The following is a 26,539-nucleotide window of genomic DNA, read 5'->3' as shown; positions in this document are numbered from 1 at the left end:
TACGGGCTTCGCCCCTCGCCCCGGTTTGCCGTCCGGGCGGCGCCTGGAGGTTGTTCCCGCAGGTACGGGAACCCTCGTTGTCCTCAGGGCTCACCGCCTTCGGGCCTGATGCGCACGTAGCTTCCACCACCGTGCTCTCGGCGGTGCCGGACCGTTGGCGGGTGTGGATACGTCTCGGGGAACGAGGAGTCGACTCGTGGTCACCACGGCGGTGCCCGGGCGGCTGTACCGGGCAGTGGGGGCGGTGAGACAAGGGTGATGCGGGCGACGGGGGCGTGACCAGCGGCCGGAAGTGCCCCGTCCGAGCTCAATGATCTCGGCACAGCTCTTGTGAGGCGATGTCGTGCCGTGCTACCTCTACGACACTGCATACGGTGAGAAGTAACTGCTCAGGAGTCGCCGGTGGTGACGGAGATACTCGTGCTCGGTCCGGTGAGGGCCAGCACGAACGGACGCGACCACCGCCTCGGCGGCCCCAAACAGCAGGCGCTGTTGGCCTGTCTGGCCCTGGCCCGCGGCCGCGCACTGCCGCTGGAGCAGTTGGTCGCCGATCTGTGGGACGGCGCTCCGCCGCGGGACCCCGTCCATGCCCTCCAAGCCCGGATCTCGCGCCTGAGGTCGGTTCTCCCCGTTCAGATCGACTTCCTCGACGGCGGGTACCGCTTGGCACCGGCGACGGTTCAGACCGATGCCGCACGGTTCGAGCGGCTCTGCGAACAGGCTGACCTGTTGCTTGAGGAGGGCAACCCCGTACAGGCTGCCGGATGCCTGCACAGTGCGCTCGGGCTCTGGCGCGGCCAGGCGTTCGCCGGGCTTCCCGACATCCCCGTGCTGTACCTGGAGTCGGTCAGGTTGGACAAGCTCCGTGCGGCCGCGCTCGCGGACCGGATCGACGCGGACCTTGCGCTCGGCCGGAGCGAGTCGGTCATTCCCGAGCTCCACGCACTGGTGGAAGGGTGCCCGGTGTCCGAGCGGCACTGGGGGCAGCTGATGACGGCGCTGTACTGCGCCGGTCGTGCCCAGGAGGCCCTCGACGTGTTCACCCGGGCGCGGGCATCCTTCGTCGAACGCCTCGGTGCCGAGCCCAACGGCGAGCTCGGCCGGCTGCACACGCGGATTCTGCGGGAGCAGCCGCCCGAAACCCTGCTGCGCCTTCCACAGGCCACCCCGGTGCCCGGATGGCTGGACCACGCGGACGAGGGCTCGGACACTCTGACCGGCCGTGCCCTGACGTCGAATCAGACAGACGCCTTGGTCGCGCTCGTGCGCGGCCGGCGCACGGTGATCCTCACCGGACCTGCGGGCATCGGCAAGACACACCTGTTGCGTGCCGTCGGCGCGCGTTTCGAGGCACGGCACTGCCTGGCCCCGCTGCTGGCAGCCAGCCCGCTCACCCGGGCGGTCCCCCTCGGTGTCTTCGCCGGTGCCCTCCCGCAGCAGTGGGCGTCGCCGCTGACGGTGATCGACTACTTCGCCCGGCACCGCTCGACGACGCTGCTGCTTGTCGACAACGTGGATCAGTTGGACGAGACGTCGCTCTTCGTCATCATCCAGCTCCTGCGGAACTCCAAGGTGCCGACGATCCTGACCGCACGGGACATCACCCGCGTGCCGGAGGGCGTCCAGGCGCTGTACGACAGCGGTGAACTCACCGAGGTCGTTGTCGGCCCCCTGCCGGACGCCGACGCTGATGAGTTCGCGGCCCGGATGCTGGGCGGGTCCCTCACCCCCGACGCACGTCCGCTCCTCTGCGGGGCGGCCCGAGGCAATCCCCTGCATCTTCGTGAGGTCATCACGGCCTCACTGGAGGAGGGGCGGCTCGTACGCACCGGACACGGTTGGGAACTACGCGGCGCCCCGGCTTCCACCTCACGACTCACGCAGCTGGTCGGTGAGCGGTTCGAAGGTCTGGACGACCCCGGTCTGGAAGCCGCGGCGAGGGTCGCCGTCGCCGGAGAGTACCCGCCGCACGCGCTCGACACGGAGGAGCGCCGTGCCCTGACCCGAGCCGGTGTCGTGGAGTACTCCGTCAACGGTTGGCTGCGTCTGGCGCACCCCCTCGACGCGGAGTACCTGCGGGCGAGGTGCTCTGCTGCCCTGTGGCGCGATCTCACGCACGAGGTGGTGCGGGTGCTGCTCGGCGACGCGACCGCCGGTCCGCCCGCGGCGCGCCGCCGCGCCCATGTCCTGGCCCTCGACCTGGACCTGCCGATCGACCCCCGGGCCGTGCTCGCCCTCGCGGAGCACGCGCTGGGGACGTTTGACGAGCGTCTCGCGCTCCGCGCGGCCGAGGCCGTCGCCGCTGACGATTCCGGTAACGCGCACGCACATCGCATCGCCGGGCTCGCAGCGTCCGCTCTGGGGGCGTCCGAAACAGCCGACGCGCATTTCGAGGCGGCTCGCCGTACCGCCGTCACTGCGGCCGAGCAGACCGCGGTGGCCCTTGCTCACGCCAGGCACCTCGGGTTGCGCCATCATGACGCCGCCGGTGCGCTCACGGTCATCCGGGAGGCGCTGCGCACGGTCGGCGACCCCGCTGAGGCCGACCATCTACGAAGAGATGAGACGCGCTGGGCCATGACCGCGGGTCAGGGTGGTGAAATGCTCGAGGCGCCAGCACAGACTCCCGACGCCGCAGCCGTGCTCGGACTGATCACCGTCAGCGTCGCGGGCGTGATCACAGGTCCGCTCGATGACGCGGAGCTGGCCCTCGCCCGGCTGCGCCGGGTACCCCGCGAGACCATCGAGCTCGTGCCGGGCGGAGCATCGCTGATCGGCCTCACGGAGATCATGGCGCTGTCCAACACCGGTGACATCGTGGCGACCCGCCGCCGTCTGGAGCAGGCGATCACGGACGCGAAGACCAGGGAACCCGCCTCGTTGGGGATGTGGGAGTACGCGCTCGGTTTCGTCGAGTTGCTCTCCGGGGACGCGGCGCGGGCCCGTTCCCTGGGCGCGGCGGCCTCGGCACACCTGGAGTGGCGTGATACCACAGGGCTGCTTCCGGCCGCGCGGGCCCTCACCGGCGCCGCTGCTCAGGCAACCGGTCACACCGCGACGTCGGAGAAGGAGTTCGGGGCTATCCCCTCCACAGCTCACGGAGACCCCAAAGTGGTGATGCTGCGTGCTTGGGCCCAAGCCTGGCAGGAGAACACCATGGACCGCCCGGAGAGTGCCGCACGTATCCTCCTCGACGCGTCCGGCTGGCTGCTCACGGTGCAGCACAGCTACTTCGCCGCCATACTGGCCCACTGCGCCGTCCGCACGGGGGAGCGCCTCGCCGGCGCGGTGGCAGCCCTCGGCGAGGCGCGGTCGGTAGCCGGCGGTGGCCTGCTGGACCTCTTCCTCCGCCACGGGGCGGCGACCGCTGCGGGCGACCGCGGGGAGCTGGAGGCGGTCGCCCGCAACGCGCGTGAACTGGGCATGGCGACCACGGCCGTCGACACCTGGCGCCACCTCGCCCGGACTCCCGTGGACGAGGACGGAAGCGGACTCAGTGAACGGCACCACCGGATCTCGGCCGACCGGCTGAGAGCCGAGACACCGATGATGGTGCTCTGGTCGGGACCGGCTTAGGAGGTCCCGCTCCCTACAGCTGCCCAGAGCCCTTACCGCTGCCCGTTCCGTCTGGTGCGGCTCAGCCCGGGCCCGTGCCGCCGTCCGTACTGGGGGCTGTGCCCTCGCCCTCGACCAGGGACAGGGGCAGCTCTCCCTCGTGAGTGTCGAAGCCCGCGGGCACGGTCATCGAGAGCAGGTAGCTGTCCGCGTAGTCGGCGGCGATGGTGAAGCCGGTGAACGTGGCGACCGAGTCCCCGCTGCCGAAGCACCGTTCGTCTAGGCCGAGGTCGACGTGGCCCTCGCCGCCGTCACTGACCAGGGACATGGTGTTTCCCTGGCCGCGGCTCGTGCACACCTGGCCGCCGTGACCGTTGTCGACTGTGAAGTCCATGACGAGCACGGCCTCGTCCTCGGCGGCCTGGCCCATCGAGGGGTCGCCGTAGTTCCATTGCACGGCGGCATGGTCGATCGTTACCTTCACCGGGCCGACGTCGAACGACTCACCCTCCAACTGCGGCTGTGCGACCGGGAAACGGGTCACTGTTTCGGGTGAGGAACCGACCGGGACCTGGGCGGTGGCCTCACCACCGCGCCCGAGCACGAGCCGTGCGGAGTCCTCGTGGTAGGCCTCCAGATCCGCCGGCAGCAGCGGGACGGTGACCTCTCCGGAGACGGAAGCGTCGCCGGGAACCTGCCGGAAGTCGCCGTGCCCGTTGACCTCGGCCACGTTGTCGGTGCCTGGTTCGTCCCAGCGCAGCGTGATCGGCGTGTTCGGCGTCAGCGTCTCTGCCCAGGGGTTGAACACGTTGACCTCGAAAACGAGTTCGACACCGAGGACGCGGCTTTCCGGGGGGTCCCCGGGTGAGGTCTCAGCGTCGAGGTCGTTGACGGTGACCGACTCGAACGCGTACTCCAGTCCGGCGTAGAAGACGCTCGTATCCAGCTGGCCCTCCGCCAGATCGACGTCGTTCTCGCCCGGGGCCTCCTCAGTGTCGTTTTCGCTCAGAGCCTCCTCGGTGACCGAGAGCGGGGCCTCGCCGTCCGCTGTCGTATCGGTTATCCCCGGGAAGCCGAAACAGCCGGTCAACAGCAGCGCGGATGCCGCCGCGCATGGGGGGAGCAGTGTTCGGGGCCTGATGACGTCTCCTGTGGTTTCTCGGGGCTGTGCGCAGTGGCGGGTTCATCGCGGAGTCCGACTCGGGACCGTCGGCAAAGCGCCGCGTCCGCTTCAGCAGCTCAGGTCGGCGGTGAGTTCGAAGAACTCCTGCTCTCCCAGGTCGTTGGCGCTGCCCTGCTCGTACATGTTCAGCGTTCCGGACGCACCGTCCTCGGTGACGTCCATCGAGCCGCGGTTGTCGCCGCTGGTCGTCACCCAGGTGACCTCGCCGTCCTCGTAGGTGGCCGAGTCGGCCTGCAGCTTGAGGTAGCCGTCGTCGCCGATGTCTCCCGCGATCCGCAGGGTTTCCTCGGGGCCGGGGACCTCGACGCAGCTGAGACGGCCCAGGGGCTGGACGTCGGTGCCGTTGAAGGTCACCGTGCCGGTCACTCCGGAGCCGTCAGAGTCCGCTGAAGCGCCCGAGGACGTTCCACCGCCTTCGCCGCCGCAACCCGCGACGCTCGCGGTCAGCAAGCCGGCGACGAGCAGCCAAGGACGGGCCCCGCGAAACCTCGTCACGGATGTGAGGGGGCTGGAGGTGTTCACCATGAGAGGGTCTTCCTTTCGGGGGTGTTTCGGGGGCTTCCGATCCGCCGGTTCGGCGGCGGGAAACGGCCCCGAGCGCCTCAGCCGAGTCGGTGAGGGCGCCGGTACCGGACCCGACGCTGTCCTCGCGGGGTGTGCGGGCGGCACCTGTCGGCTCCGGTGCTCGGTGCGCAGGGGCAACCGGGCCGGAGCCGGGCAGCGCATCCGAAATGTCGCCTGCGGACCACCGTGGCATGCGCCGCTCACATATCGCTCACACCAGCCTGTGAGCGATGCGCTGAGGTCAGTGGTGGGGGTCCGCGTGCAAACCGTGCACGATACGGAAGGCGACGGGCCATGAGCAGCTGGGACCGGTCGTCCGCCCTGCGGACTCGCGTTCGGTTGTCCGGCCCGGTGGCCGCTCAGCGTCCTCTCGTGCACAGGGGTGGTTCGGCCGGGTCAGGGAATCGCGGTCAGCGGGCTCGATGCCCCGGCTCAGGCCAACGCCGTCCGCCCGCAGCAGCCAGCCGTCCTGGACAGGACTTGCCGGGGACCGTGTCCCGCTGTCGCGCCGCTGCGGAAGCGCACCTGACCTGCCGGCTCAGCAGGACGTCCAACCGTCCGGCATGCTTGCGGCCCCGGCGCGCAGGGATCGTCCGGCGGGGTAGGCCAGGGCTGCCGGGGGCAGGGTCGCGGGGCGGCCGCTGGTCAGGACCCGGACTCGCCCCGCCCCACCGCCTTCCGTGTGAACTGTGCCACCCGCGCTGATCCTGCGCAGGGTCTGGGTGGCCACTGCCTGGGCCGCGGTGAACAGTTCCGCCCGCCCGGACAGCGCCTTGGAGATCTCCTCGCCCACCAGGTCGTAGTGCGTGCAGCCCAGCACCACCCCGGTGACCTCAGGCGGCGTCAGCGCGGCCGCGTACGCCACGGCCTCGGCGATCAGCTCGGGGTCGGCGGACTCCACCGCCTCGGCCAGGCCCCGGCAGGCGACCGGGGTCACCGACACGTCCCTGGCGAAGTTCTCCACCAGGCGGCGCTGGTAGGCGCTGCGGGTGGTGGCCTCGGTGGACCACACCGCGATCGGGGTTCCGGCGGCGGCCGCGGGCTTGATGGGCGGGACGGTGCCGATGACCGGGACCCGGGGTTCGAACTCGGCGCGCAGGCGGTTGAGGCTGTGCACCGACGCCGTGTTGCAGGGCACGACCACGGCGTCCAGGGAGCTCGCGGTGTCCAGGGCGACGCGGGCACCGGCCAGGGCACGGTCGATGATCTGTTCCGGGGTGTGGGTGCCCCAGGGCATGTGGTCCGGGTCCATGGACAGGAAGAGGTCCGCGTCCGGCCGGGACGCGCGCAGGGCGGCCGCGGTGGACAACATGCCGATACCGGAATCAACGAGAGCGATGCGCACGGAACCGAATCCTATGCGGATCAACCGGTAACACCGACAACACCCAAGGTGACAGCGGTGTCGTCCCCCTTCTTCCCACGGCAGGCTCCAGCCACTCCTTCAACTCCCGCCGACTCCTGCCCCGGAGTGGGTAAGACACGTAGCGAAATGGGGTGGCAGAGAACCGTTACTGATAGGTAGAACTGAGGGGATCGGCCTGCCGCGGCACGCCACCACCGGTCCTGGCCGACCACGCTGTGCGCCGTCAACAGCAGTCGTCAACAGTCAGGGGATCTGCGGACATGACTCCGAAACAGCCCGGTACGACTTCGAACTCCGGCTCCAAGTCCAGGTCCAGGCAGCGAGCGGCGACGGGCACGGGACTCGCGGAGCACATCGCGGCGGTGCAGCGGCTGCGGCGCGACTACCGGGCGCTCCCCGAGGGCGCACCGGTGCGGCTAGCCAAGCCGACCTCCAACCTCTTCCGGTTCCGCGAACCCTCCGACGCGCCCGCCCTGGACGTGTCGGCCTTCTCAGGGGTCATCTCCATCGACCCCGTCGAGCGCCTGGCCGACGTGGGCGGGATGACCACCTACGAGGAACTGGTCGCCGCGACCCTCCCGCACGGGCTCATGCCCATGGTCGTGCCGCAGCTGCGCACCATCACCCTGGGCGGAGCCGTCACCGGGTTGGGGATCGAGTCCTCTTCCTTCCGCAACGGTCTGCCGCACGAGTCGGTGCAGGAGATGGAGATCCTCACCGGTTCCGGAGAGGTCGTCACCGCCACCCGGGACAACGCCCACAGTGATCTGTTCCACGGCTTCCCCAACTCCTACGGCACGCTCGGGTACAGCCTGCGTCTGCGCATCGAACTCGAACCCGTTTCGCCCTACGTACACCTGCGCCACCTCAGGTACCACGACGCCTCGGAGGCGATGGCCGCCCTCGCCCGGATCTGCGCCGACGCGGCCCACGAAGGGCATCCGGTGGACTTTGTGGACGGGGTGGCCTTCGGCCCCGGCGAGCTCTACCTGACCCTGGCCCGCTTCACCGACCGTGCGCCCTGGACCAGCGACTACACCGGAAACGACGTCTACTACCGCTCCATCCGGCGCTACGCGGACCCCGCCCCCGCCTTCGTATCCAGCTCCAGCTCCGGTTCCGTGGCCGGCTCCGCCGCTTCCGGAACCGCCGGACCCGGCGACTACCTCACCATCCACGACTACCTCTGGCGCTGGGACACCGACTGGTTCTGGTGCTCCCGCGCCTTCGGCACCCAGAACCCGCTCGTGCGCCCGCTGTGGCCGCGCGCCCTCAAACGCTCCGACGTCTACCGCAGGCTGGTCGCCTGGGACCGGCGCACCGACTTCTCCCGGCTCCTGAACCACTACCGGGGCCGCCCCCAGCAGGAACCCCTCATCCAGGACATCGAGGTGGGGATCGAACGCGGGGCGGAGTTCCTGGACTTCTTCCACGACCAGATCGGCATGACCCCTTTGTGGATGTGCCCGCTCCGGCTTCGCGAACCCCGCCGCGAAGGGCTGGCCGAAGGCGAACACGTCTGGCCGCTGTACCCGCTGGAGAACGACCGCCTGTACGTGAACTTCGGGTTCTGGGGGCTGGTGGACATGAAACCCGGCCAACGCCGCGCCCACCACAACCGCGCAGTGGAGGAGGAGGTCACCCGGCTCGGTGGCCACAAGTCCCTGTACTCGGACTCCTTCTACACCGAGGAAGAGTTCTGGGCGCTCTACAACGGCACCGACTACCAGAACCTCAAGGAGACCTACGACCCGCGGGGGCGGCTCCTTGACCTGTACGCCAAGTGCGTACGCAACCGCTGAACCACCCATCACCACCCACCGTCAGCAGTGGACACCACCGGGAGGCGACCCGTGAGGAAGGGCCGCATCCGTGAGGGGAAAGGACAAGAGTATGCGGCTTGCAGAGATCTTCGAGCGGGTGGTCGGCACTGACGCGCCGATCCGCTTCACCGCCTACGACGGCAGTTCCGCGGGAGACCCGAACAGCGACGTCACGCTGAACGTGCGGACCCCGGTCGCCGTCAACTACCTGGCCCAGTCACCCAACGCCGTCGGTATGGCCCGCGCCTATGTCTCCGGGCACCTCGAACTCGAGGGCGACATATACACCCTGCTCAGACGGATGGCGGACTTCGCCTTCGCGGAGGGGGGCAACGTCACCGCCCGCGAGGCCATCGAGATCATCCGGTCGGTGGGCTGGGTCAAGTTCGTCAACCGGGTGGCCCCGCCGCCCCAGGAGGTGCGCCGCGGCACCCTGCTCGGCCGGGGGCTGCGCCACTCCAAGGAGCGCGACGCCGAGGTCATCCACCACCACTACGACGTCTCCAACGAGTTCTACGAGATGGTCCTCGGGCCCTCCATGACCTACACCTGCGCGGTCTTCGACGACGAGGACGGCGCCCTGGACCGGGTGGGTGTCTTCGACGGGGCCCTGGAGAGCGCACAGTTCCGCAAATACGACCTCGTCGCCCGCAAACTGGGCCTGACCGAGGGCATGCGCCTGCTCGACGTCGGCTGCGGCTGGGGCGGCATGGTGCGCCACGCCGCCCGCGAGTACGGCGTCAAGGTGGTCGGTGTGACCCTCTCCAAGGAGCAGGCGGAGTGGGGCGCCAAGAAGATCGCCCAGGAAGGGCTGACCGACCTGGCCGAGATCCGGCACATGGACTACAGGGACGTGCCCGACGGCAGCTTCGACCGGATCAGCTCCATCGGCCTGACCGAACACATCGGCCTGAGGAACCTGGACGCCTACTTCGCCTCGCTCAACGACAAGCTGGTACCCGGCGGTCGGCTGCTCAACCACTGCATCACCCGGCCACGCAACAACCTCAAGCCGATGAACACCAAGGGCTTCATCAACCGCTACGTGTTCCCCGACGGCGAGCTGGAGGGCCCCGCCCAGATCCAGACCGCCATGAACGACGCCGGGTTCGAGATCCGACACCAGGAGAACCTGCGCGAGCACTACGCCCTGACCCTGCGCCACTGGGGCGCCAACCTGGAGCGCAACTGGGACGAGGCGGTCGAGGAGGTGGGCGAGGGCACCGCCCGCGTGTGGCTGCTCTACATGGCCGGGTCCGTGCTGGGCTTCGAACGTGACGTCGTGCAGCTCCACCAGATCCTGGGGGTCAAGCTGGACGGCACCGCCGCGCACATGCCGCTGCGCCCCGACTTCTGACCACTCTGCTTGGTGACCGCCCTACCTCCCCCCCCGGGCTTCGCTCTCCGACGGCGGGGTGTTCGCGTGTCGCGGACACCCCCGCTCCCAAGCACCGTCCTGCCACACCGGGCGGCCCGCAGACGGCATCATGGTGCGGACAGCTCCAGCAGCAGTGAAGGGACCAAGCCCGTGTCCTCCGACGACAACGCGCCCCAGGGCGACTCCACACCCGCGCACGACCTGCCGGACCACGTCAAGGAAATCGCGATCTCGATGGTCAGCGCCTACGCCGACCACAACCGGGACGAACTGGACCATCTGCTCCCCCGGGCCTCTGACGAGGTCGACGACGTCCTGTCCGAGCTCAGGGTGATCGGGGCCTTCCTCGGCCGCCGCGTCCAGGAGACCGGTGTCGTCTGGAAGCCCGCCGACTCGCGCGAGGCGGTGGCCCGCACCGTCGCCGAGATGCTCCCGCCGGAACTGGAGTTCGCGGTCTCCACCGCCTGGGAGGCCCACTCGATCGGCGAGGAGGAGGCAGCCGAGCGCATCACCCAGGGCGACCCCATGGTGTACGCGCACATGCTCGCCGCCTTCTGCGCGGCCATCGGGCAGGCCGTTTACAAGCGCGCCGAACTGGTCTCCACCCTGCGCCAGGTCTCCGGTCTGAGCGAGTAGAGAACCCCGGTCCCGCCGGACCGGGCCCCTGGTCCGGCGGCCGGAAACCCCGAGCACGAACCGGTCCCTAACGGCTCAGACACAAGTCGCAGTGGTTTACTTCACAAGCCGCCGTTCATTACGTAGGTTTCCTACCAACCCTCAGGGGACCTTCGAAAGGAACGGGAGGCGAGCCGATGGCCCGCAGACGAGCACACAAGTACGTCACCCTCCCCGCAGCCACACTGACCCTGGTGCTTGCGGCGACCGCCTGTGGGGGCGAAGGCGGCAACGGCGGTGGGGCCACCGACACCCTCCAGGTGTGGATCATGGAGGGCACCAACCCCGACGCCTCGGACTTCTTCGACGCGGTCAACGACGCCTACACCGAGCAGACCGGCATCGACGTCGCCGTCGAGTTCGTGCCCTGGGCCGATGCCCAGGACAAGATCTCCACGGCCATCGCGGGCGGGGAGACCCCGGACGTCATCGAGCTCGGCACCACCTTCACCCCCGAATTCGCCGACGCCGGGGCCCTGCACGACCTGTCCGGCTACATCGACGACCCCTCCCGTTTCCACCAGGAGATGTACGAGATGGGCGTCATCGACGACGCCGCCTACGGCGTTCCCTGGTACGCGTCCATCCGGTCGATCATCTATCGGCAGGACCTCTTCGAGGAGCACGGCCACGAGGTGCCGACCAACTGGGAGGAGCTGCGCGAGACCGCGCTCGACCTCGCCGAGGCAGAGGAGGACATGATCGGCTTCCCGGTGCCCGGCCAGGCCCAGTACTCGGTGCTGCCGTGGATCTGGGGCGGTGGTGGCGACGTCGCCGTGCAGGAGGCCGACGGCACCTGGACCTCCACCATCAACACGCCCGAGGGGCGCGCCGGGGTGGAGTTCTTCACCAACCTGTCGCTGGAAGACGGCCTGTCCACCACGGGCGCGGTCAACTGGAACGAGATCGACGTCATGGAGACGCTTGCCGACGAGCGTTCCATCATGGCCATCTCCAACAGCTCCAACCCCAAGGCCATCATCGAGTCCAACCCCGACCTCGAGGGCAAACTCGGCGTCTTCACGCTGCCCGGCCAGAACGACGGGTACATGGATTCCTTCGCTGGCGGCTCCCTGCTGTCGGTCTTCGAGGGCACCGGCAACGAGGAGGCCGGCTGGGAGTACGTCGACCTTCTCACCAGCGGTGAGTTCTTCGACCGCTGGGGCGAGGAGAGCGGTTTCTTCCCGGCCGGTGTCGAGGAGATCCAGGCCTACGCCGACGCCGGCGACCCGCTGGTCGAGCCGTTCGCGGTCCAGCTCCTGGAGGCCGGCCGCGTCACCCCGGTCGTCCCCGCCTGGTCCCAGGTCGAGGCCGAGGGCGTCATCGTCGGCATGCAGCAGGACATTCTCAACGGCAACGCGACCGTGGAGGAGGCCACCGACAGCGCCGCCGAGGCCATCGAGAACATCCTCAACGAGGGCAGTTAATTGCAGATCGGAACACCGGTCCGGTCGCCGAACGGCGGGCGACGGGCGCCGCTCCTGGGGATGCGGGGGCGGCGCGCCCTTCTGCCCTGGGTGCTGCTCGTCCCCCCGCTCGGGGTGATCGGGCTCCTGCTGCTGTTCCCCATCGGCCGGATCGTGTGGCTGTCCTTCCGGGACTATAAGCTGCGCAACCTGGTCTCGGGCGAGTCGGACTTCATCGGCCTGGACAACTACGTCAGGCTGCTGACCGACCCGTACCTGTGGCAGATCGTGATGGTCAACACTGTCGTGTTCGCCGTGGTCGCGGTGGTCACGACGGTGGTCCTGGGCACGCTGGTCGCCCTGCTGCTGGCCAACCTCAAGCCGGTCACCCGGGTCATCGTGATCTCGTGCATCATGGTCGCCTGGGCGATGCCCGCGGTCAGCGGCACCTACGTGTGGATCTGGATCTTCGACGTCGACCAGGGCGTGGTGGCCCAGGCCCTGAAGGCCCTGGGCGTGATCGAGCCCTCCGGTTACAACTGGTTCGCGGACCGACTCTGGTTCTACGCGATCGTCACCCTCAACATCGTGCACAGCGGGTTCCCGTTCGTGGCCATCACGGTCCTGGCCGGGCTGCTCACGGTCCCCAAGGAACTGCACGAGGCGGCGCGGATCGACGGAGCCGGGGCGTGGAAGCGCTTCTGGAACGTCACCTTCCCCACGCTGCGCCCGGTGTTCGCGGTGGTGACGGTGCTCTCCACCATCTGGGACTTCAAGGTGTTCGCGCAGATCTACCTGATGCCCGGCGGTGACGTCGGGGGATCCCAGATGCTCAACCTGGGCGTGTGGTCCTACGTGCGCTCCTTCGGCCAGAACGACTTCGGCATGGGTTCGGCCATCGCTGCCCTGCTCACGATGCTGCTCCTGGGGATCACCATCGTGTACCTGCGCGCGCTGTTCCGGGAGGACGGGCTGAGATGAGCGGGTCACACGAGCACCGGAGCGCACGCCCGGCCGCCGCGCCGGGTTCAGAACAGGCCGGAGACCAGCCGCGCCCGCACCGTCCGCCAGTCCACCGAGGTCAGCGGACGCCGGTCCAGGTCCTCGCGGACCGCGGCCATGGTGCGCAGGTCGTACTCGCTGAGCGGGCTGCCGTCGTCGTTGGCCCGGTTGACCAGGCTGTCGACGTACACGTGCAGCCGCCGTCCACTGGTGTCGCGCAAAGCGTGCCGGAGTGCGCTCTCCCGGAACCGGGCGTCGTGCGGGATCCACGAGGAGATCACCTCGGTGGGGGAGGGGGAACCAGGGTCGTTCACGCGCTCCATCACCTGTTCCCGTTGCTCACCCGGCGGATCGAGGAGGATTTTAGGGCATCGGGAAAACGCCCCGTGCGCCCTGATCGCTTCGAGCACGGCCCCGGCGCCCGGCCCGCCCCGGCACACCGCGCCACCCACACGAGGAGGTCCGTTGGACACGCTCACCGCTGACAGCTCCGCCGGCGCGGCCAAGGCCGACTGGGAGGCGCGCGTCAAGGCTTCCCGGCGCCGGGGCGACACGCTCCGCTTCGGCCGCGTGGTCGCCAGGGCCGCCGGGGTGAGCGCGATCCTGCTCTTCACCCTGTTTCCCGTGTACTTCATGCTGATGAGCGCGTTCTCGGACAGCACGACCTCGGGGACCGGGGCGCTGCTGCCCACCTCGCTCACCTTCGACAACTTCGTGTACGTGATGACCGAGGGCAACTTCGGCACGTACCTGCGCAACTCCCTGATCGTCGCCGGGATCACGGTGCTCTTCGCGTGTGTGCTGTGCATGCTGGCGGCCGTGGCGGTGGCGCGCTTCCGGTTCAGGTTCCGCACCGCGGTGCTGGTGATGATCCTCATCGTGCAGATGGTGCCGCTGGAGGCGCTGGTGATCCCCCTGTTCATCCAGGTGCGCGACCTCCAGCTGCTCAACACCCTGATCGGACTGAGTGTCGTCTACGTGGCGCTGTCGCTGCCCCTGGCCATCTGGATGATGCGCGGCTTCGTGGCGGCGGTCCCCAAGGAGGTCGAGGAGGCCGCCTACATCGACGGGGCCTCCTGGCCGCAGATGTTCTGGAAGGTGCTGTTCCCGCTGGTGGCCCCGGGTCTGGTGGCCACGGCGATCTTCTCGTTCATCGTGGCGTGGAACGAGTTCGTGCTGGCGATGACCTTCATGACCCAGAGCCAGAACTACACGGTGGCGGTGGGTCTGCGCCAGTTCTTCGGCCAGTACGCCAACGACTGGGGGCACGTCATGGCCGCCTCCACGATCATCACGATCCCTGTGATGGTGTTCTTCGTCCTGGTCCAGCGCTGGATGGCCGCCGGACTGGTCCAGGGCGCGGTCAAGGGCTGACCGGAGCGCCCAGGGGAAGCACAGGGAAACACAGGAGAAGGGGGACCGCCCCGCCGGGACGGCCCCCTCAGTTGCTTCCGGGATTCCCAGGCTCGCGGAACCTAGGCGTCGCGCAGCTCGCGCTTGAGGATCTTGCCGGTGGAGGTCATCGGCAGCTCCGTGCGGAACTCGATCTGGCGCGGGTACTTGTACGCCGCCAGCTTCTCCTGGGAGTAGGCGGTGATCTCCTCCGCGGTGGCCTCCACGCCGTCCTTGAGGATCACGAACGCCTTGATCTCCTCGCCGTGGGTCTCGTGCGGGACGCCCACGACCGCGGCCAGGCTGATCGCCGGGTGGGTCATCAGAACCTCCTCGACCTCACGCGGGTACACGTTGAAGCCGCCGCGGATGATCATGTCCTTGGAGCGGTCGATGATGAAGTAGAAGCCGTCGTCGTCGCGGCGGGCGATGTCGCCGGTGCGGAACCAGCCGTCCTTGAGGACCTCGGCGTTGACCTCGGGGCGGTTGTGGTAGCCCTTCATGATCAGGTGGCCGCGGATGGCGATCTCGCCGACCGGGTCCGCCTCGCCGTCCTTGACGACCTCGTTCCACTCGGGGTCGATCAGCTTCATCTCCACACCCCAGACCGGGCGGCCGATGGAGCCCGTCTTGGCACCGGTCTCGGGGTTGTTGAAGGAGGCCACTGGGGAGGTCTCGGACAGGCCGTAGCCCTCCTTGATCCCCACGCCGAAGATCTTGGTGAAGTCCTCGGCGAGCTGGCCGGGCAGGGCCGAACCGCCGGAGACGGCGTCGACGATGTTGCCCGCGATGGCCTCCAGGTCGTACTTGCCCGGCTCGGCGTTCTGGGCAGCGTTGAGCAGGCCCCAGTACATGGTGGGCACGCCCGCGAACCCGGTCACGCCCTCCTTCTGCATGAGCTCCAGGGCCTGGTCGCCGTCGAAGCGCGGCATGAGGATCATCGTGCCGTGGCGGTACAGGCTCGCGTTGAGCATCACCGTCTGGCCGAAGATGTGGAACAGCGGCAGGACGGTCAGGGCCACGTCGCGGCCGTCGGGATGCGGGTTGACCAGGCTGGAGGCCACGACCGCGTTCATCATCAGGTTGTTGTGGCTGAGCTCGGCACCCTTGGGCTTGCCGGTCGTGCCGCTGGTGTAGATGATCACCGCGGTGTCGTCGGCGTCGGACTGCACCGTCTCGAAGGTGCCCGCCTGACCGGCCAGCGCCGTCCAGATGGTCTCCGCGCCCTCGATCGTGGACTCGGTGGCCCCGGCCGAGGCGGGCATGTCCACGAAGATCTCGCAGGTGTCCGTCTGGTTGAAGGCCTCGAAGGCGCGCTGCCCCAGCGGGAGTTCGGGGCTGCCGGTGAAGGCGAAGAGCGCCCTGGCGCCCGAGTCCTCCAGGTGGTAGGCGATCTCGCGCGGCGTGAGCAGCACGTTCAGCGGGACGACCACGGCGCCCGCCTTGAGCGCGCCGAAGTACACGAACGGGAAGTAGGGCAGGTTGGGGCTGGCCAGCGCGACCCGGTCACCGGGTTTGATCCCCCGGGAGACGAGCAGGTTGGCGACCTGGTTGGCGATCATGTCGGTGATCGCGTAGTTGAGTCGGGTGTCCCCGAAGACCAGACACTCCTTCTCGGGCACAGATCGGGCGCCGTCCTCGAGAAGTACGGACAGATTGAACATGGGGGCCTCCCGCAGGCAAGTGAATCCAGACAGGTGCAACGAGCGCAGGTGTGACCCGCGTCGCGTGTTCTGCGCCACTTTTACGGCAGAGTAACAAACCGCGCGGTCGGTGTGCAGGGGCGAGGGGCCCGTAAAACGACCGGTCCTGTTGTCACTCTCCGTGAGGGGTGCCGGGTTCGGGGGTGTCTCGCATGGTGGAAAACCGGTCTTCGGTCGGGTACCGCAACCGCTAACCTGAAGTCAACACACCCAGAACCGGCTAAGGAAAATTCAGCGATGACAGCGGTAGACGGCGACCAGACGACGGGCGACACCTACGACGCCCATGCCCTTCAGGACAAGTGGCAGGCGCGCTGGTCCGCCGAGCTTCCGTTCGACGCGCACATGGACGCCGGGGACGACCGCCCCCGCTCCTACATCGTCGACATGTTCTCCTACCCCTCCGGTGACCTGCACATGGGCCACGCCGAGGCCTACGCCATCGGCGACGTGATCGGCCGCTACCGCTTCCAGCGCGGCGACAACGTCCTGCACCCGGTCGGCTGGGACTCCTTCGGCCTGCCCGCCGAGAACGCGGCGATCAAGAACAACAGCCACCCCTACAAGTGGACCTACGCCAACATCGAGACGCAGGCCGCCTCGATGCGCCGCTACGGTCTGGCGCTGGACTGGTCGCACCGACTGCACACCAGCGACCCCGAGTACTTCAAGTGGAACCAGTGGCTGTTCACCCGCTTCTTCGAGCGCGGGCTGGCCTACCGCAAGGACGGGCTGGTCAACTGGTGCCCCCAGGACCAGACCGTGCTGGCCAATGAACAGGTCGTGCAGGGTAAGTGTGAGCGCTGTGGCGCCGACGTCGAGCGCCGCGCCCTGAACCAGTGGTACTTCAAGATCACCGACTACGCCCAGCGCCTGCTGGACGACATGGACCAGCTGGACGACGGCCGCTGGCCGGACGAGATCCTGGCCATGCAGCGCAACTGGATCGGCCGCTCCACCGGCGCCGACGTGCACTTCCAGATCGAGGGCCGCGACGAGCCGGTCACCGTCTACACGACCCGGCCCGACACCCTGTACGGGGCCACCTTCTTCGTGGTGGCGGCCGACGCCGACCTGGCCGAGGAGCTGTGCGCGCCCGAGCAGCGCGAGGCCTTCGAGGCCTACCGCTCCGACGTGTCCAAGCTGTCCGAGATCGAGCGTCAGACCACCGAGCGCCCCAAGACCGGCGTGTTCCTGGGCCGCTACGCGATCAACCCGGTCAACGGCGAGCGCATGCCCGTCTGGGCCGCCGACTACGTCCTGGCCGGGTACGGGCACGGCGCCATCATGGCGGTGCCCGCGCACGACCAGCGCGACCTGGACTTCGCCCTGGCCTTCGACCTGCCGGTGCGGGTCGTGGTCGAGACCGGCGAGGCCGACCCCGTCGAGACCGGTGTGGCCACCGCGGGCGAGGGAGTCCTGCGCGACTCCGGCCCGCTGGACGGCCTGACCAAGACCGACGCCATCGACCGCATCATCGGCATCCTGGGCGAGCGCGGCACCGGCGAGGCCACGGTCAACTACCGCCTGCGCGACTGGCTGCTGTCCCGCCAGCGCTACTGGGGCACCCCGATCCCGATCATCCACTGCCCCTCCTGCGGCGAGGTCGCCGTCCCGGACGAGCAGCTGCCGGTCACCCTGCCCGACCTCAAGGGCGCAGAGCTGGCCCCCAAGGGCATCTCGCCGCTGGCCGCGGCCAAGGAGTGGGTGCACGTGGACTGCCCCTCCTGCGGCGGTCCGGCCGAGCGAGACACCGACACGATGGACACCTTCGTGGACTCGTCCTGGTACCCGTGGCGCTACATCTCCGCGCACCTGGACACGGCCCCCTTCGACACCGAAGAGGTCAACAAGTGGGGCCCCGTCGACCACTACATCGGCGGTAAGGAGCACGCGACGCTGCACCTGCTGTACGCGCGCTTCTTCACCAAGGTCCTGCACGACATGGGCATGCTGAACTTCACCGAGCCCTTCCGCCGCCTGACCAACCAGGGCCAGGTCATCAACGAGGGCCGGGCGATGTCCAAGTCGCTGGGCAACGGCGTTGACCTGGGCAAGGAGATCGACGCCTACGGCGTGGACGCGGTCCGCCTGACCATGCTGTTCGCCTCCCCGCCCGAGGAGGACGTGGACTGGGCCGACGTGTCCGTGGTCGCTGCGCAGAAGTTCCTCAACCGCGCCTACCGGGTGATGAACGAGGCCGGTGCGGCCAGCGCCCCCGGCGTGGACTTCGCCGCCGGTGACACCGAACTGCGCCGCGTCACCCACCGCAGCATCGACCAGATCACCGCCCTGGTCGAGGACAAGCGCTTCAACGTCGCCATCGCCCGCTGCATGGAGCTGGTCTCGGCCGCCCGCAAGGCGATCGACTCCGGCCCCGGCGCCGCCGACCCGGCCGTCCGCGAGGCCGCCGAGTTCGTGGCGATCGCCCTGTCCCTGTTCGCGCCCTACGTCGCCGAGGAGGGCTGGGAGAAGCTGGGCCACACCGGCACGGTCGCCGTCGGCAACTGGCCCGAGGCTGACCCGGCGCTGCTGGTCCAGGAGTCGGTGACCTGCGTGGTGCAGGTGCAGAGCAAGGTTCGGGACAAGCTGTCCGTCTCGCCCGACATCGACCCGGCAGAGCTGGAGCGCCTGGCCCTGGCCTCGGAGAAGGCCCAGAGCTTCATCGGTGACAAGACGGTCCGCAAGGTGATCGTGCGCGCGCCCAAGCTGGTGAACATCGTCGTCGGCTGATTCGCCGGTTGATCGGTTGTGCGGGGCGGTGGTCGCGGTGGCGGCCACCGCCCCTTACCTTGGGCGTGACGACTGACTGGGAGGCGGTGCCGGGTGGGTTCTGCGACGGGTGGTGGACCCCGACCCTGGGTTCGGGCAGTGATCGTGGTTACAGCCGCGGTGGCGGTCTCCGCCGCGGCTGTGGGAGGCGGTCTGTGGCTGGCCGGGGACGACCCGGACGAGCCGCACGGCGGTGACGCGCACACCGCGGCGCCCCGCTGCGGGCTGGTGCCCGAGGAGGCGATCGCCGAGGCGTTGCCCGGGGCGGTTCTGGAATCGGCCGAGAGCGGGCCGCTGGCAGGCGGGGAGAGCACCGAATGCGTGTGGACCTCCGCCGGCCAGATCGATGAGGCAGACGGCGGCGAGGCGAACGGGAACAGGGAACAGGGTGTGCTGCGGGTGGAGCTGGCCGCGCGCTTCACCGACGCCTCCGCCGAGCCGGTCGTGACGGGCGAGGAGTTCGCCGCCCGGGCGCAGAGCGCGGTGGTCCCGATGCGCGGCGAGACCGTGGTCCTGGCGCCCGGAGCCGAGGGTGCGGACGAGGGCGGGGAGGCCGCGGCGGGCGAGGGGATCGAGGCCGAGGTCTGGCGCGGCCAGGTGCCCGGCACCGCCGAACTCGCCTTCCACGCGGACAACCTGCTGGTGCGCGTCTCCTACAGCGCGATGGACGGCGACGACCCCGTGCCCTTCGACCGGGCACGCGAGACCGTCATGGACTTCGCCGGGCAGCTCGGGGAGGCCCTGTGAGCACGCCTTACCCCGGTCCCGGCCCGGGCGGCCCCGCTCCGAGGGATCCTGGGGAGGATCCCGGGGCCACCCCGCCGCAGAGCCGCGGTCTGGCCGTCACCCTCCTGGTCCTGCTGCTCGCGGTGGTGCTGGGCCTCGCGGGCTGGCTCGCCTGGTACCTGCTGGGCAGCGGCACGGAGAACGGCGACTTCGAGGCCGCGCCCGAGTGCGAGATCGGCGAGACCGAGGCCCTCGACGAACTGGTGCCCGGCTACGAGAGCGAGATCGAGGAGACCGTCGGCAGCGTCCAGGACTCCTTCGGCGCCGGCTGGCAGTGCCGCTGGGCCACCCCCGAGGGTGCGGGGGACTCCGTCCCGGCCGCTGCCACCCTCGTCCTGGTCGCCGCCCCGGTCGAGGGCGGAGAGGACACCGCCGCCGACACCCTGCGCTCCACCGCGGACGGCAACGACGCCCAGCCGGTGGACGGTCTGGGTGACGAGGCCCTGAAGTGGGTCGAGAACGGAGCCTTCGAGGTCGGGTGCGTGGCTGTGCGGGTCTCCAACCTGTACGTGGAGTCCTGCTACACCGCCGCCACCGACTACGACGCCACCGGTTCGGTGGACGGCGACGTTGCCGCGGAGGACGCCGAAATCCTCGCCCGGGCCGTCGTCGAGCAGCTGCCCGCCCCCGACGAGACCGACTAGCCGCACCTCTCCAGCGGTGATCTTGCTACCAGAGGCAAGTTCGGCGCCGATTTCGCTCCTGGTAGCAAGATCACGGGGGATGAGGGTTACCAGAGGCCGTCGAGGAACTCCTCGACGGCCGGAGTGACCTCGGGGGCGAAGGGACGGTCGGCGTCCAGCGCCGCCGCGCCCGGGGAGTCGTCATACTCGCGCAGGATGTGGTCCACACCGGGCAGGTCCACGCGCTCGGCGCCGCTCAGGCCGGTCATCAGCCGGTCGATCTCCTCAGCGTTGACCTGGGCGTCCTCCTCACCCCACAGGACCAGTACCGGGGTGGTCGCGGGCAGCTCCCCGGCCAGTTCCACCGGGTCGAAGGCGTCGATCCAGGCCAGGTAGTCCTCGTTCTGCTCGGTGAAGAGCCCGGTGCTGTCGTCGCGGGGCAGCTCGGTGCCCGCGCGGACCGCCGCCCGCCCCGCACGGATGTCGGAGAGTAGCTGTGCGGCGGTCACCTCGCCGACCCCGCCCTGGGCCTCGGCTGTGCGGACCTGCTCGGTCACCTGTCGGTCGATGAGGTCGAGCATGCGGGTACCGGGCGGGGCGGCCAGCACCAGTGCGGGTTCGGCGTCCAGGACCTCGTGGGCGCGCAGCGCGAACAGGGCGCCCTCGCTGTGGCCCAGGATGACGGTGCGTTCGGGGTCCACCTCGGGCTGGGCGATGAGCTCCGCGTAGGCGGCGGCCATCTGCTCGTCGTAGACCAGCGGGTCCACGTCGCGTTCCAGGGCCACCTCCTCGGCGTCGTCCATGTCCGCCGGGTCGCCGCTGCCGAACTTGTCGTAGCGCAGCGAGGCCGCTCCCGCACCGGTGAGCACCCGGGCGAGGTTCAGGTTGGTGTCGGCCTCGGGCCGTCCGGCGCTGTTGCCGTCCCGGTCGGTGGGGCCGCTGCCGGAGATGATGAGCACCCCGGGGACCTGGCCGTCACCGGACCCGGCGGGGACGGTGAAGGTGCCGGGCACGGTGAACCCGCCGCCCTGGAAGGAGACCGTGCGCTCGTGCCCGGAAGCACCGGGTAGCACGGGCCCGTCGTCACCGTCGGTGGGGGTGCAGGCGGTGACCAGCAACGCACCGGCGGCCAGCACAGCCAGCAGCGCGGAACGGCGGTCGGAGGCGCCTGGGACGCGGGTACCGGGACGCCCGGAAACACTGGTGGCCCCGGAGGCGCCCGGGGTACGGGAGGCGGGGGCGGAGGCAGGTGTCGACACGCCCTCAGCGTATCGGCCCGCCACCCGCCCCGGTCTCCCGGTGCGCACGTGGGGTGCGGCTGCCTCAGACCCGGCGCATGACCGTGACGACCTTGCCGAGGATGGTGGCCTGGTCTCCGTTGATCGGCTCGTAGGCGTCGTTGCGCGGTATCAGCCAGACGTGCCCGTCCTCCTCGCGGCGCAGCACCTTGACGGTCGCCTCGTCGTCCAGCATCGCCGCGACGATGTCGCCGTTCTCGGCGTCCTGCTGCTGGCGGATCACCACCAGGTCGCCGTCGGTGATGGCGGCGTCGATCATCGAGTCGCCCACCACGGTGAGCATGAACAGTCGGCCCTCGCCGACCAGCTGCCGCGGCAGCGCCAGGACATCCTCGACCGCCTCCTCGGCCAGGATCGGACCGCCGGCGGCGATCCGGCCGACCAGCGGCACTGAGGCGGCCCGGGTGGAGTCGGCGGACAGTTCCTCCCGGGTGATGGCCTGCGCGCCCTCCTTGCCCGGCGTGCGCAGCTCGACTGCGCGCGGCCGGTTCTGGTCCCGGTACAGGTAGCCCTTGCGCTGGAGCACCTTGAGCTGGTGCGCCACGCTGGACGGGCTGGACAGGCCGACCGAGTCACCGATCTCCCGGATGGACGGCGGGTAACCCCGTTCCCGGACGTAACGCTGGATGCAGTTCAGAACACTCTGTTGGCGTGCGGTGAGTTTGGGGGGTTCGGGCGTGGTCGCGCCCGTGTCACCGACGGGCGAAAGAACGGTGGTGGGTCCGGAGCCGACGGCTCCGGGATTCTCCTCCGGCACGGCCGGGCCTCCTCGGTGTTCGGTTCGGTCAGGGCCTGTTCGTGTGGCCAGTCACCGGCCGCGACCGCGCCGACCTGGTGGGCCACTCCGGCGGCGAAACCGGCGTGAAATCAAGGTCAACATTAGTCGTTGCACACGGTGATATCAAACAAGCGTTCGAGAACGGGTGGTCGATGCTGCATGGGGATTTCGCTTTGTGTTTTTTCGGGTCCCGATTCCCGCGGTCCCCACTTATGTGTGTACACGTGTTCACCCGACGTTGTCCCCCGAATGTGCGAAGAGGTCCGAGGAAGGGGCCTGTAAGTCCGCGGAAGGGGGCGGGGCGGGCTCTCGTGCGGCGTGCGTGCGGTGTGCGGGCCGGGTTCCGGTATGGGGTTCGTCTCGCCCGGGACCGCATCGCGACAGCCGGCCCGCGGCCCGGTGCTGGGTGGGGCGGCGGGGAAGGGAATTCGGTCACGGGAGGGGTGTGGCGGCCGGCGAGTCACGGGCACCCTCCCCCTTATCCTTGGATTCGGCGCCCGCCGCCGCACATTCCCCACCTGTCCGCCCCTGCCTCCCCGAGTCCCGTTTCTCGCCGGTCGGTCGTCCCTGTCGGGTCGGGTGCGGGGACACGCCGCGGGCAGGGTTGCGGGCGTCCGTCTCGACGCCTAGGTTCGACCACAACATCTGGTGTTGGAATGGGGTCTACGGTCAAGAAGTTGTGGTTTAGTAGACCCCTGGGGTTAGTGGCCCCCTAGATTTGTCGGTCGGGTACAGGGAAGCCAGGTGAACCGGGATGCACTGTCCGTTCTGCCGTCATCCGGACACCCGGGTGATCGACAGCAGGTCCACCGACGACGGCGCGGCCATCCGGCGCCGCCGGTCCTGCCCGGTCTGTGAGCGCCGCTTCACCACGCAGGAGACCGTCCTGCTGATGGTGGCCAAGCGCTCGGGGGTCACCGAACCCTTCAGCCGGACCAAGATCATCGCCGGGGTGCGCCGGGCCTGCCAGGGCCGCCCCGTCTCCGAGGACGCCCTCGCCAAGCTCGGCCAGCAGGTCGAGGAGGAGATCCGCGGCCGGGGCGTAGCCGAGGTGCCCGCCCACGAGATCGGTCTGGCCATCCTGGGCCCGATGCGCGACCTCGACGAGGTCGCCTACCTGCACTTCGCCAGCGTCTACCGGGGCTTCGAGAGCCTTGCCGACTTCGAGGCGGAGATCGCCAGCCTGCGCAAGGACCGTGAGGTCGACACCGAACCCGCGGTCGACACCGCTTCCACCGGGTAGCCCGAACGGCGCCCACGCGACGCCGGAACGGCCACCCGAAGGTGGTCGGGAGCACGGCCAAGGACACCGCCGTACCCCCGCACCACCCCGAACACACATGAACGCCCGCGCGGTCGACGCCGGTCCGCGCATGAACGTACTTTCGGGGAGACGCTGCCATGACGGAAACCACGCGCGGTCCAGTGGGGCGCAAGGGCAAGGGGCCACGCAAGGGGCTCAAGATGCGGCGGGTCAACACGACCGCGGGCACGCATCCCTACGACACCCTCGAATGGGAACGCCGCGACGTCATCATGACCAACTGGCGCGACGGCACCGTCAACTTCGAACAGCGCGGCGTGGAGTTCCCCGTCTCCTGGTCGGTGAACGCCACCCAGATCGTGGCCAGCAAGTACTTCCGCGGAGCCGTCGGCACACCTGAGCGCGAGTGGAGCCTCAAACAGCTCATCGACCGCGTCGTCGGCGTCTACACCGAGACCGGCCGCGCCCACGGCTACTTCGCCTCCGAGGAGGACGCCGAGGTCTTCGACCACGAACTCAAGTACGCCCTGGCCCACCAGCTGTTCAGCTTCAACTCCCCGGTCTGGTTCAACGTGGGGACAGCGGCGAAGCAGCAGGTCAGCGCGTGTTTCATCCTCTCCGTGGACGACAACATGGAGTCGATCCTGGACTGGTACAAGGAGGAGGGGCTGATCTTCAAGGGCGGCTCCGGCGCGGGGGTGAACCTGTCCCGGATCCGCTCCAGCAAGGAGCTGCTCTCGTCCGGCGGTGCGGCTTCGGGCCCGGTCTCCTTCATGCGCGGCGCGGACGCCTCCGCCGGGACCATCAAGTCAGGCGGGGCGACACGGCGGGCGGCCAAGATGGTCGTGCTGGACGTGGACCACCCCGACATCGAGGAGTTCGTCGAGACCAAGTCCCGCGAGGAGCACAAGATCCGGGCGCTGCGCGACGCCGGGTTCGACGTGGACCTGGGCGGTGACGACATGTTCAGCGTCCAGTACCAGAACGCCAACAACTCAGTCCGGGTCTCTGACGCCTTCATGCGCGCGGTCGAGACCGGCTCGGAGTTCGGGCTGACCTCCCGCACCACCGGCGAGGTGATCGCCACCGTCGACGCCAAGGACCTCTTCCACCGGATGGCCCGCGCGGCCTGGGAGTGCGCGGACCCGGGCATCCAGTACGACGGCACCATTCAGGACTGGCACACCAACCCCGAAACCGGGCGAATCAGCGCAAGTAACCCATGTAGTGAATACCTGTCATTGGATGACTCGTCCTGCAATCTGGCCTCGGTCAACCTGCTGAAGTTCCTGCGTGAGGACGACACGTTCGACGTCGAGGGGTTCACCCGGCTCACCGAGCTGGTGGTCACGGCGATGGACATCTCCATCACCTTCGCCGACTTTCCCACCGACAAGATCGGCGAGACCACCCGCGCCTACCGCCAGCTCGGCATCGGGTACGCGAACCTGGGTGCCCTGCTCATGGCCACCGGCCACGCCTACGACTCCGACGGCGGCCGCGCCGTGGCCGCCGCGATCACCTCGCTGATGACCGGGGCCGCCTACCGCCGCAGCGCCGAACTGGCCGGGGTAGTCGGTCCCTACGAGGGCTACCGGCGCAACGAGCAGGCCCACAAGCGCGTCATACGCAAGCACGCCGCCGCCAACGACGACCTGCGTACCGTCGGCGCCCTGGAGGAGCCCGTCCACGAGGCCGCCACCCGGGAGTGGGCGGAGTGCCTCAGGCTCGGCGAACGCCACGGCTGGCGCAACGCCCAGGCCAGTCTTCTCGCTCCCACCGGGACGATCAGCTTCATGCTCGACTGCGACACGACCGGGATCGAGCCGGACTTCTCGTTGGTCAAGTACAAGAAGCTGGTCGGCGGCGGGTCCATGCAGATCGTGAACCAGGCGATTCCGCGGGCCCTGAAGAACCTCGGGTACCAGGACGAGCAGGCCGAGGCGATCGTGGAGTACGTCGCCGAGAACGGGCATGTGGTGGAGGCGCCGTCGCTGAGGCCCGAGCACTACGAGGTATTCGACTGCGCCATGGGGCGCCGCTACATCGAATCCATGGGGCACGTGCGGATGATGGCGGCCACCCAGCCGTTCCTGTCCGGGGCGATCTCCAAGACGGTGAACGTGCCCGAGGAGGCCACGGTCGCCGACTTCGAGCACATCTACTACGAGGGCTGGCGCCTGGGGCTCAAGGCGCTGGCGGTCTACCGGGACAACTGCAAGGTGGGCCAGCCGCTGTCCACGGCCAGGAACGAGGGCGGGGCCGAGAAGGCCCCCGAGGTCATCGAGGTGCCTCGGCCGGTGCGGCGCAGGCTGCCCAAGAAGCGGCCGAGCGAGACCACCTCGTTCTCCGTGGGCGGGGCCGAGGGGTACATCACCGCGGGCTCCTACCCCGACGACGGGCTCGGAGAGGTCTTCATGAAGCTCGGCAAGCAGGGGTCGACCCTGGCCGGGGTCATGGACGCCTTCTCCATAGCGATCTCCATCGCACTCCAGTACGGGGTCCCGCTGGAGACCTACGTGGAGAAGTTCACCAACATGCGCTTCGACCCGGCGGGCATGACCGACGATCCGGACATCCGGATGGCGCAGTCGGTGGTGGACTACATCTTCCGCCGACTGGCCCTGGACCACCTGCCCTACGAGGAGCGGGCCGCCCTGGGAGTGCTGTCGGCCGCCGAGCGCGAGGCCCAGCTCAACGGCGAGGACCCGGCCCAGACCGCGGTGCAGGTGGAGTCGTACGCGCAGTCCGCGGCCCCGGCCGAGGCCCCGGCGTCCCCGCGGGAGGAGCGCTCCGAGCCCCGGGCGCCCCGGGTGGCCCCGTCCGAGGGGTTCATCGCCGACGCCCCGCTGTGCATCACCTGCGGTACCAAGATGCGGCCCTCCGGCAGCTGCTACGCCTGCGAGGGCTGCGGAGCCACCAGCGGCTGCAGCTGACCGGGAGAGGTGGAGAACCGAGGGGCGGCCATCTG

The 26,539-nt window shown here is 69.3% G+C and carries 19 protein-coding genes; 12 read left to right on the top strand and 7 right to left on the bottom strand.

Annotation, left to right across the window (positions count from 1 at the left end; translation table 11 throughout):
* Positions 1-405: 405 nt before the first annotated feature.
* A complete protein-coding gene (locus D457_RS0125055) occupies positions 406-3,576 on the top strand; it encodes a BTAD domain-containing putative transcriptional regulator (protein WP_160167416.1) in 3,171 nt (1,056 codons plus the stop codon).
* Between the two features lie 61 nt (positions 3,577-3,637).
* On the opposite strand, the gene D457_RS0125050 is transcribed toward D457_RS0125055, so the two are convergent.
* The 3 genes from D457_RS0125050 to D457_RS0125040 form a co-directional block, all read right to left on the bottom strand.
* The gene (locus D457_RS0125050) at positions 3,638-4,645 is read right to left on the bottom strand and encodes a hypothetical protein (protein ID WP_017583427.1); all 1,008 of its coding nucleotides are present in this window, start codon (positions 4,643-4,645) and stop codon (positions 3,638-3,640) included.
* 141 nt (positions 4,646-4,786) lie between these two features.
* Complete coding sequence (locus D457_RS0125045; protein WP_204367474.1) at positions 4,787-5,104, bottom strand: hypothetical protein; 318 nt, start codon at positions 5,102-5,104, stop codon at positions 4,787-4,789.
* A gap of 736 nt (positions 5,105-5,840) precedes the next feature.
* On the bottom strand, positions 5,841-6,614 hold the full coding sequence (locus tag D457_RS0125040) for a glutamate racemase (protein WP_017583425.1): 774 nt from the start codon (positions 6,612-6,614) through the stop codon (positions 5,841-5,843).
* Between the two features lie 314 nt (positions 6,615-6,928).
* Here D457_RS0125040 and D457_RS0125035 point away from each other — a divergent pair, with 314 nt between their 5' ends.
* The 5 genes from D457_RS0125035 to D457_RS0125015 all read left to right on the top strand — a co-directional run bounded on the left by D457_RS0125035 (position 6,929) and on the right by D457_RS0125015 (position 12,931).
* On the top strand, positions 6,929-8,470 hold the full coding sequence (locus tag D457_RS0125035) for an FAD-binding oxidoreductase (RefSeq protein ID WP_026117008.1): 1,542 nt from the start codon (positions 6,929-6,931) through the stop codon (positions 8,468-8,470).
* 91 nt (positions 8,471-8,561) lie between these two features.
* Positions 8,562-9,848, top strand: coding sequence for a class I SAM-dependent methyltransferase (locus D457_RS0125030; protein WP_017583423.1), 1,287 nt, complete (start codon positions 8,562-8,564; stop codon positions 9,846-9,848).
* Between the two features lie 171 nt (positions 9,849-10,019).
* Positions 10,020-10,505: a hypothetical protein gene (locus D457_RS0125025; RefSeq protein WP_017583422.1), complete on the top strand. Its 486-nt coding sequence runs from the start codon at positions 10,020-10,022 to the stop codon at positions 10,503-10,505.
* Positions 10,506-10,681: 176 nt separating this feature from the next.
* The gene (locus D457_RS0125020) at positions 10,682-11,971 is read left to right on the top strand and encodes a sugar ABC transporter substrate-binding protein (RefSeq protein ID WP_017583421.1); all 1,290 of its coding nucleotides are present in this window, start codon (positions 10,682-10,684) and stop codon (positions 11,969-11,971) included.
* A 60-nt stretch (positions 11,972-12,031) separates the two neighbouring features.
* Positions 12,032-12,931 carry a carbohydrate ABC transporter permease gene (locus D457_RS0125015; protein ID WP_026117007.1) on the top strand — a complete coding sequence of 300 codons (900 nt, stop codon included), beginning with the start codon at positions 12,032-12,034 and terminating at the stop codon, positions 12,929-12,931.
* Positions 12,932-12,978: 47 nt separating this feature from the next.
* Here D457_RS0125015 and D457_RS0125010 read toward each other — a convergent pair whose 3' ends face one another.
* Positions 12,979-13,275, bottom strand: coding sequence for a hypothetical protein (locus D457_RS0125010; RefSeq protein ID WP_017583419.1), 297 nt, complete (start codon positions 13,273-13,275; stop codon positions 12,979-12,981).
* A gap of 142 nt (positions 13,276-13,417) precedes the next feature.
* On the opposite strand from D457_RS0125010, the gene D457_RS0125005 reads away from it, so the two are divergent.
* Positions 13,418-14,326, top strand: coding sequence for a carbohydrate ABC transporter permease (locus tag D457_RS0125005; RefSeq protein WP_017583418.1), 909 nt, complete (start codon positions 13,418-13,420; stop codon positions 14,324-14,326).
* Positions 14,327-14,427: 101 nt separating this feature from the next.
* On the opposite strand, the gene D457_RS0125000 is transcribed toward D457_RS0125005, so the two are convergent.
* Positions 14,428-16,008 (bottom strand): long-chain-fatty-acid--CoA ligase, encoded by a 1,581-nt coding sequence (locus D457_RS0125000; protein ID WP_017583417.1) that lies wholly within the window; start codon positions 16,006-16,008, stop codon positions 14,428-14,430.
* Positions 16,009-16,284: 276 nt separating this feature from the next.
* Between D457_RS0125000 and leuS the strand changes: the two genes are divergently transcribed.
* The 3 genes from leuS (at position 16,285) to D457_RS0124985 (ending at position 20,249) form a co-directional block, all read left to right on the top strand.
* Positions 16,285-18,780 carry a leucine--tRNA ligase gene (leuS, locus tag D457_RS0124995; protein WP_017583416.1) on the top strand — a complete coding sequence of 832 codons (2,496 nt, stop codon included), beginning with the start codon at positions 16,285-16,287 and terminating at the stop codon, positions 18,778-18,780.
* A gap of 138 nt (positions 18,781-18,918) precedes the next feature.
* On the top strand, positions 18,919-19,566 hold the full coding sequence (locus tag D457_RS0124990) for a hypothetical protein (RefSeq protein WP_017583415.1): 648 nt from the start codon (positions 18,919-18,921) through the stop codon (positions 19,564-19,566).
* Complete coding sequence (locus tag D457_RS0124985; RefSeq protein ID WP_017583414.1) at positions 19,563-20,249, top strand: hypothetical protein; 687 nt, start codon at positions 19,563-19,565, stop codon at positions 20,247-20,249. The genes D457_RS0124990 and D457_RS0124985 overlap by 4 nt, the downstream gene beginning before the upstream one ends.
* Positions 20,250-20,335: 86 nt before the next feature.
* Here D457_RS0124985 and D457_RS0124980 read toward each other — a convergent pair whose 3' ends face one another.
* Positions 20,336-21,373 carry an alpha/beta hydrolase family protein gene (locus D457_RS0124980; RefSeq protein WP_039831894.1) on the bottom strand — a complete coding sequence of 346 codons (1,038 nt, stop codon included), beginning with the start codon at positions 21,371-21,373 and terminating at the stop codon, positions 20,336-20,338.
* Positions 21,374-21,551: 178 nt separating this feature from the next.
* Positions 21,552-22,283: a transcriptional repressor LexA gene (gene lexA / locus D457_RS0124975; RefSeq protein WP_017583412.1), complete on the bottom strand. Its 732-nt coding sequence runs from the start codon at positions 22,281-22,283 to the stop codon at positions 21,552-21,554.
* Positions 22,284-23,058: 775 nt separating this feature from the next.
* On the opposite strand from lexA, the gene nrdR reads away from it, so the two are divergent.
* Together nrdR and D457_RS0124960 are read left to right on the top strand one after the other, a co-directional pair.
* Positions 23,059-23,547: a transcriptional regulator NrdR gene (gene nrdR, locus D457_RS0124965; RefSeq protein WP_017583411.1), complete on the top strand. Its 489-nt coding sequence runs from the start codon at positions 23,059-23,061 to the stop codon at positions 23,545-23,547.
* A gap of 158 nt (positions 23,548-23,705) precedes the next feature.
* Complete coding sequence (locus D457_RS0124960) at positions 23,706-26,504, top strand: vitamin B12-dependent ribonucleotide reductase (RefSeq protein ID WP_026117006.1); 2,799 nt, start codon at positions 23,706-23,708, stop codon at positions 26,502-26,504.
* Positions 26,505-26,539 lie beyond the last annotated feature (35 nt).

Source organism: Nocardiopsis valliformis DSM 45023 (genome assembly GCF_000340985.1).
GTDB lineage: Bacteria > Actinomycetota > Actinomycetes > Streptosporangiales > Streptosporangiaceae > Nocardiopsis > Nocardiopsis exhalans.
This window is presented reverse-complemented; position numbering and strand designations above follow the sequence as displayed.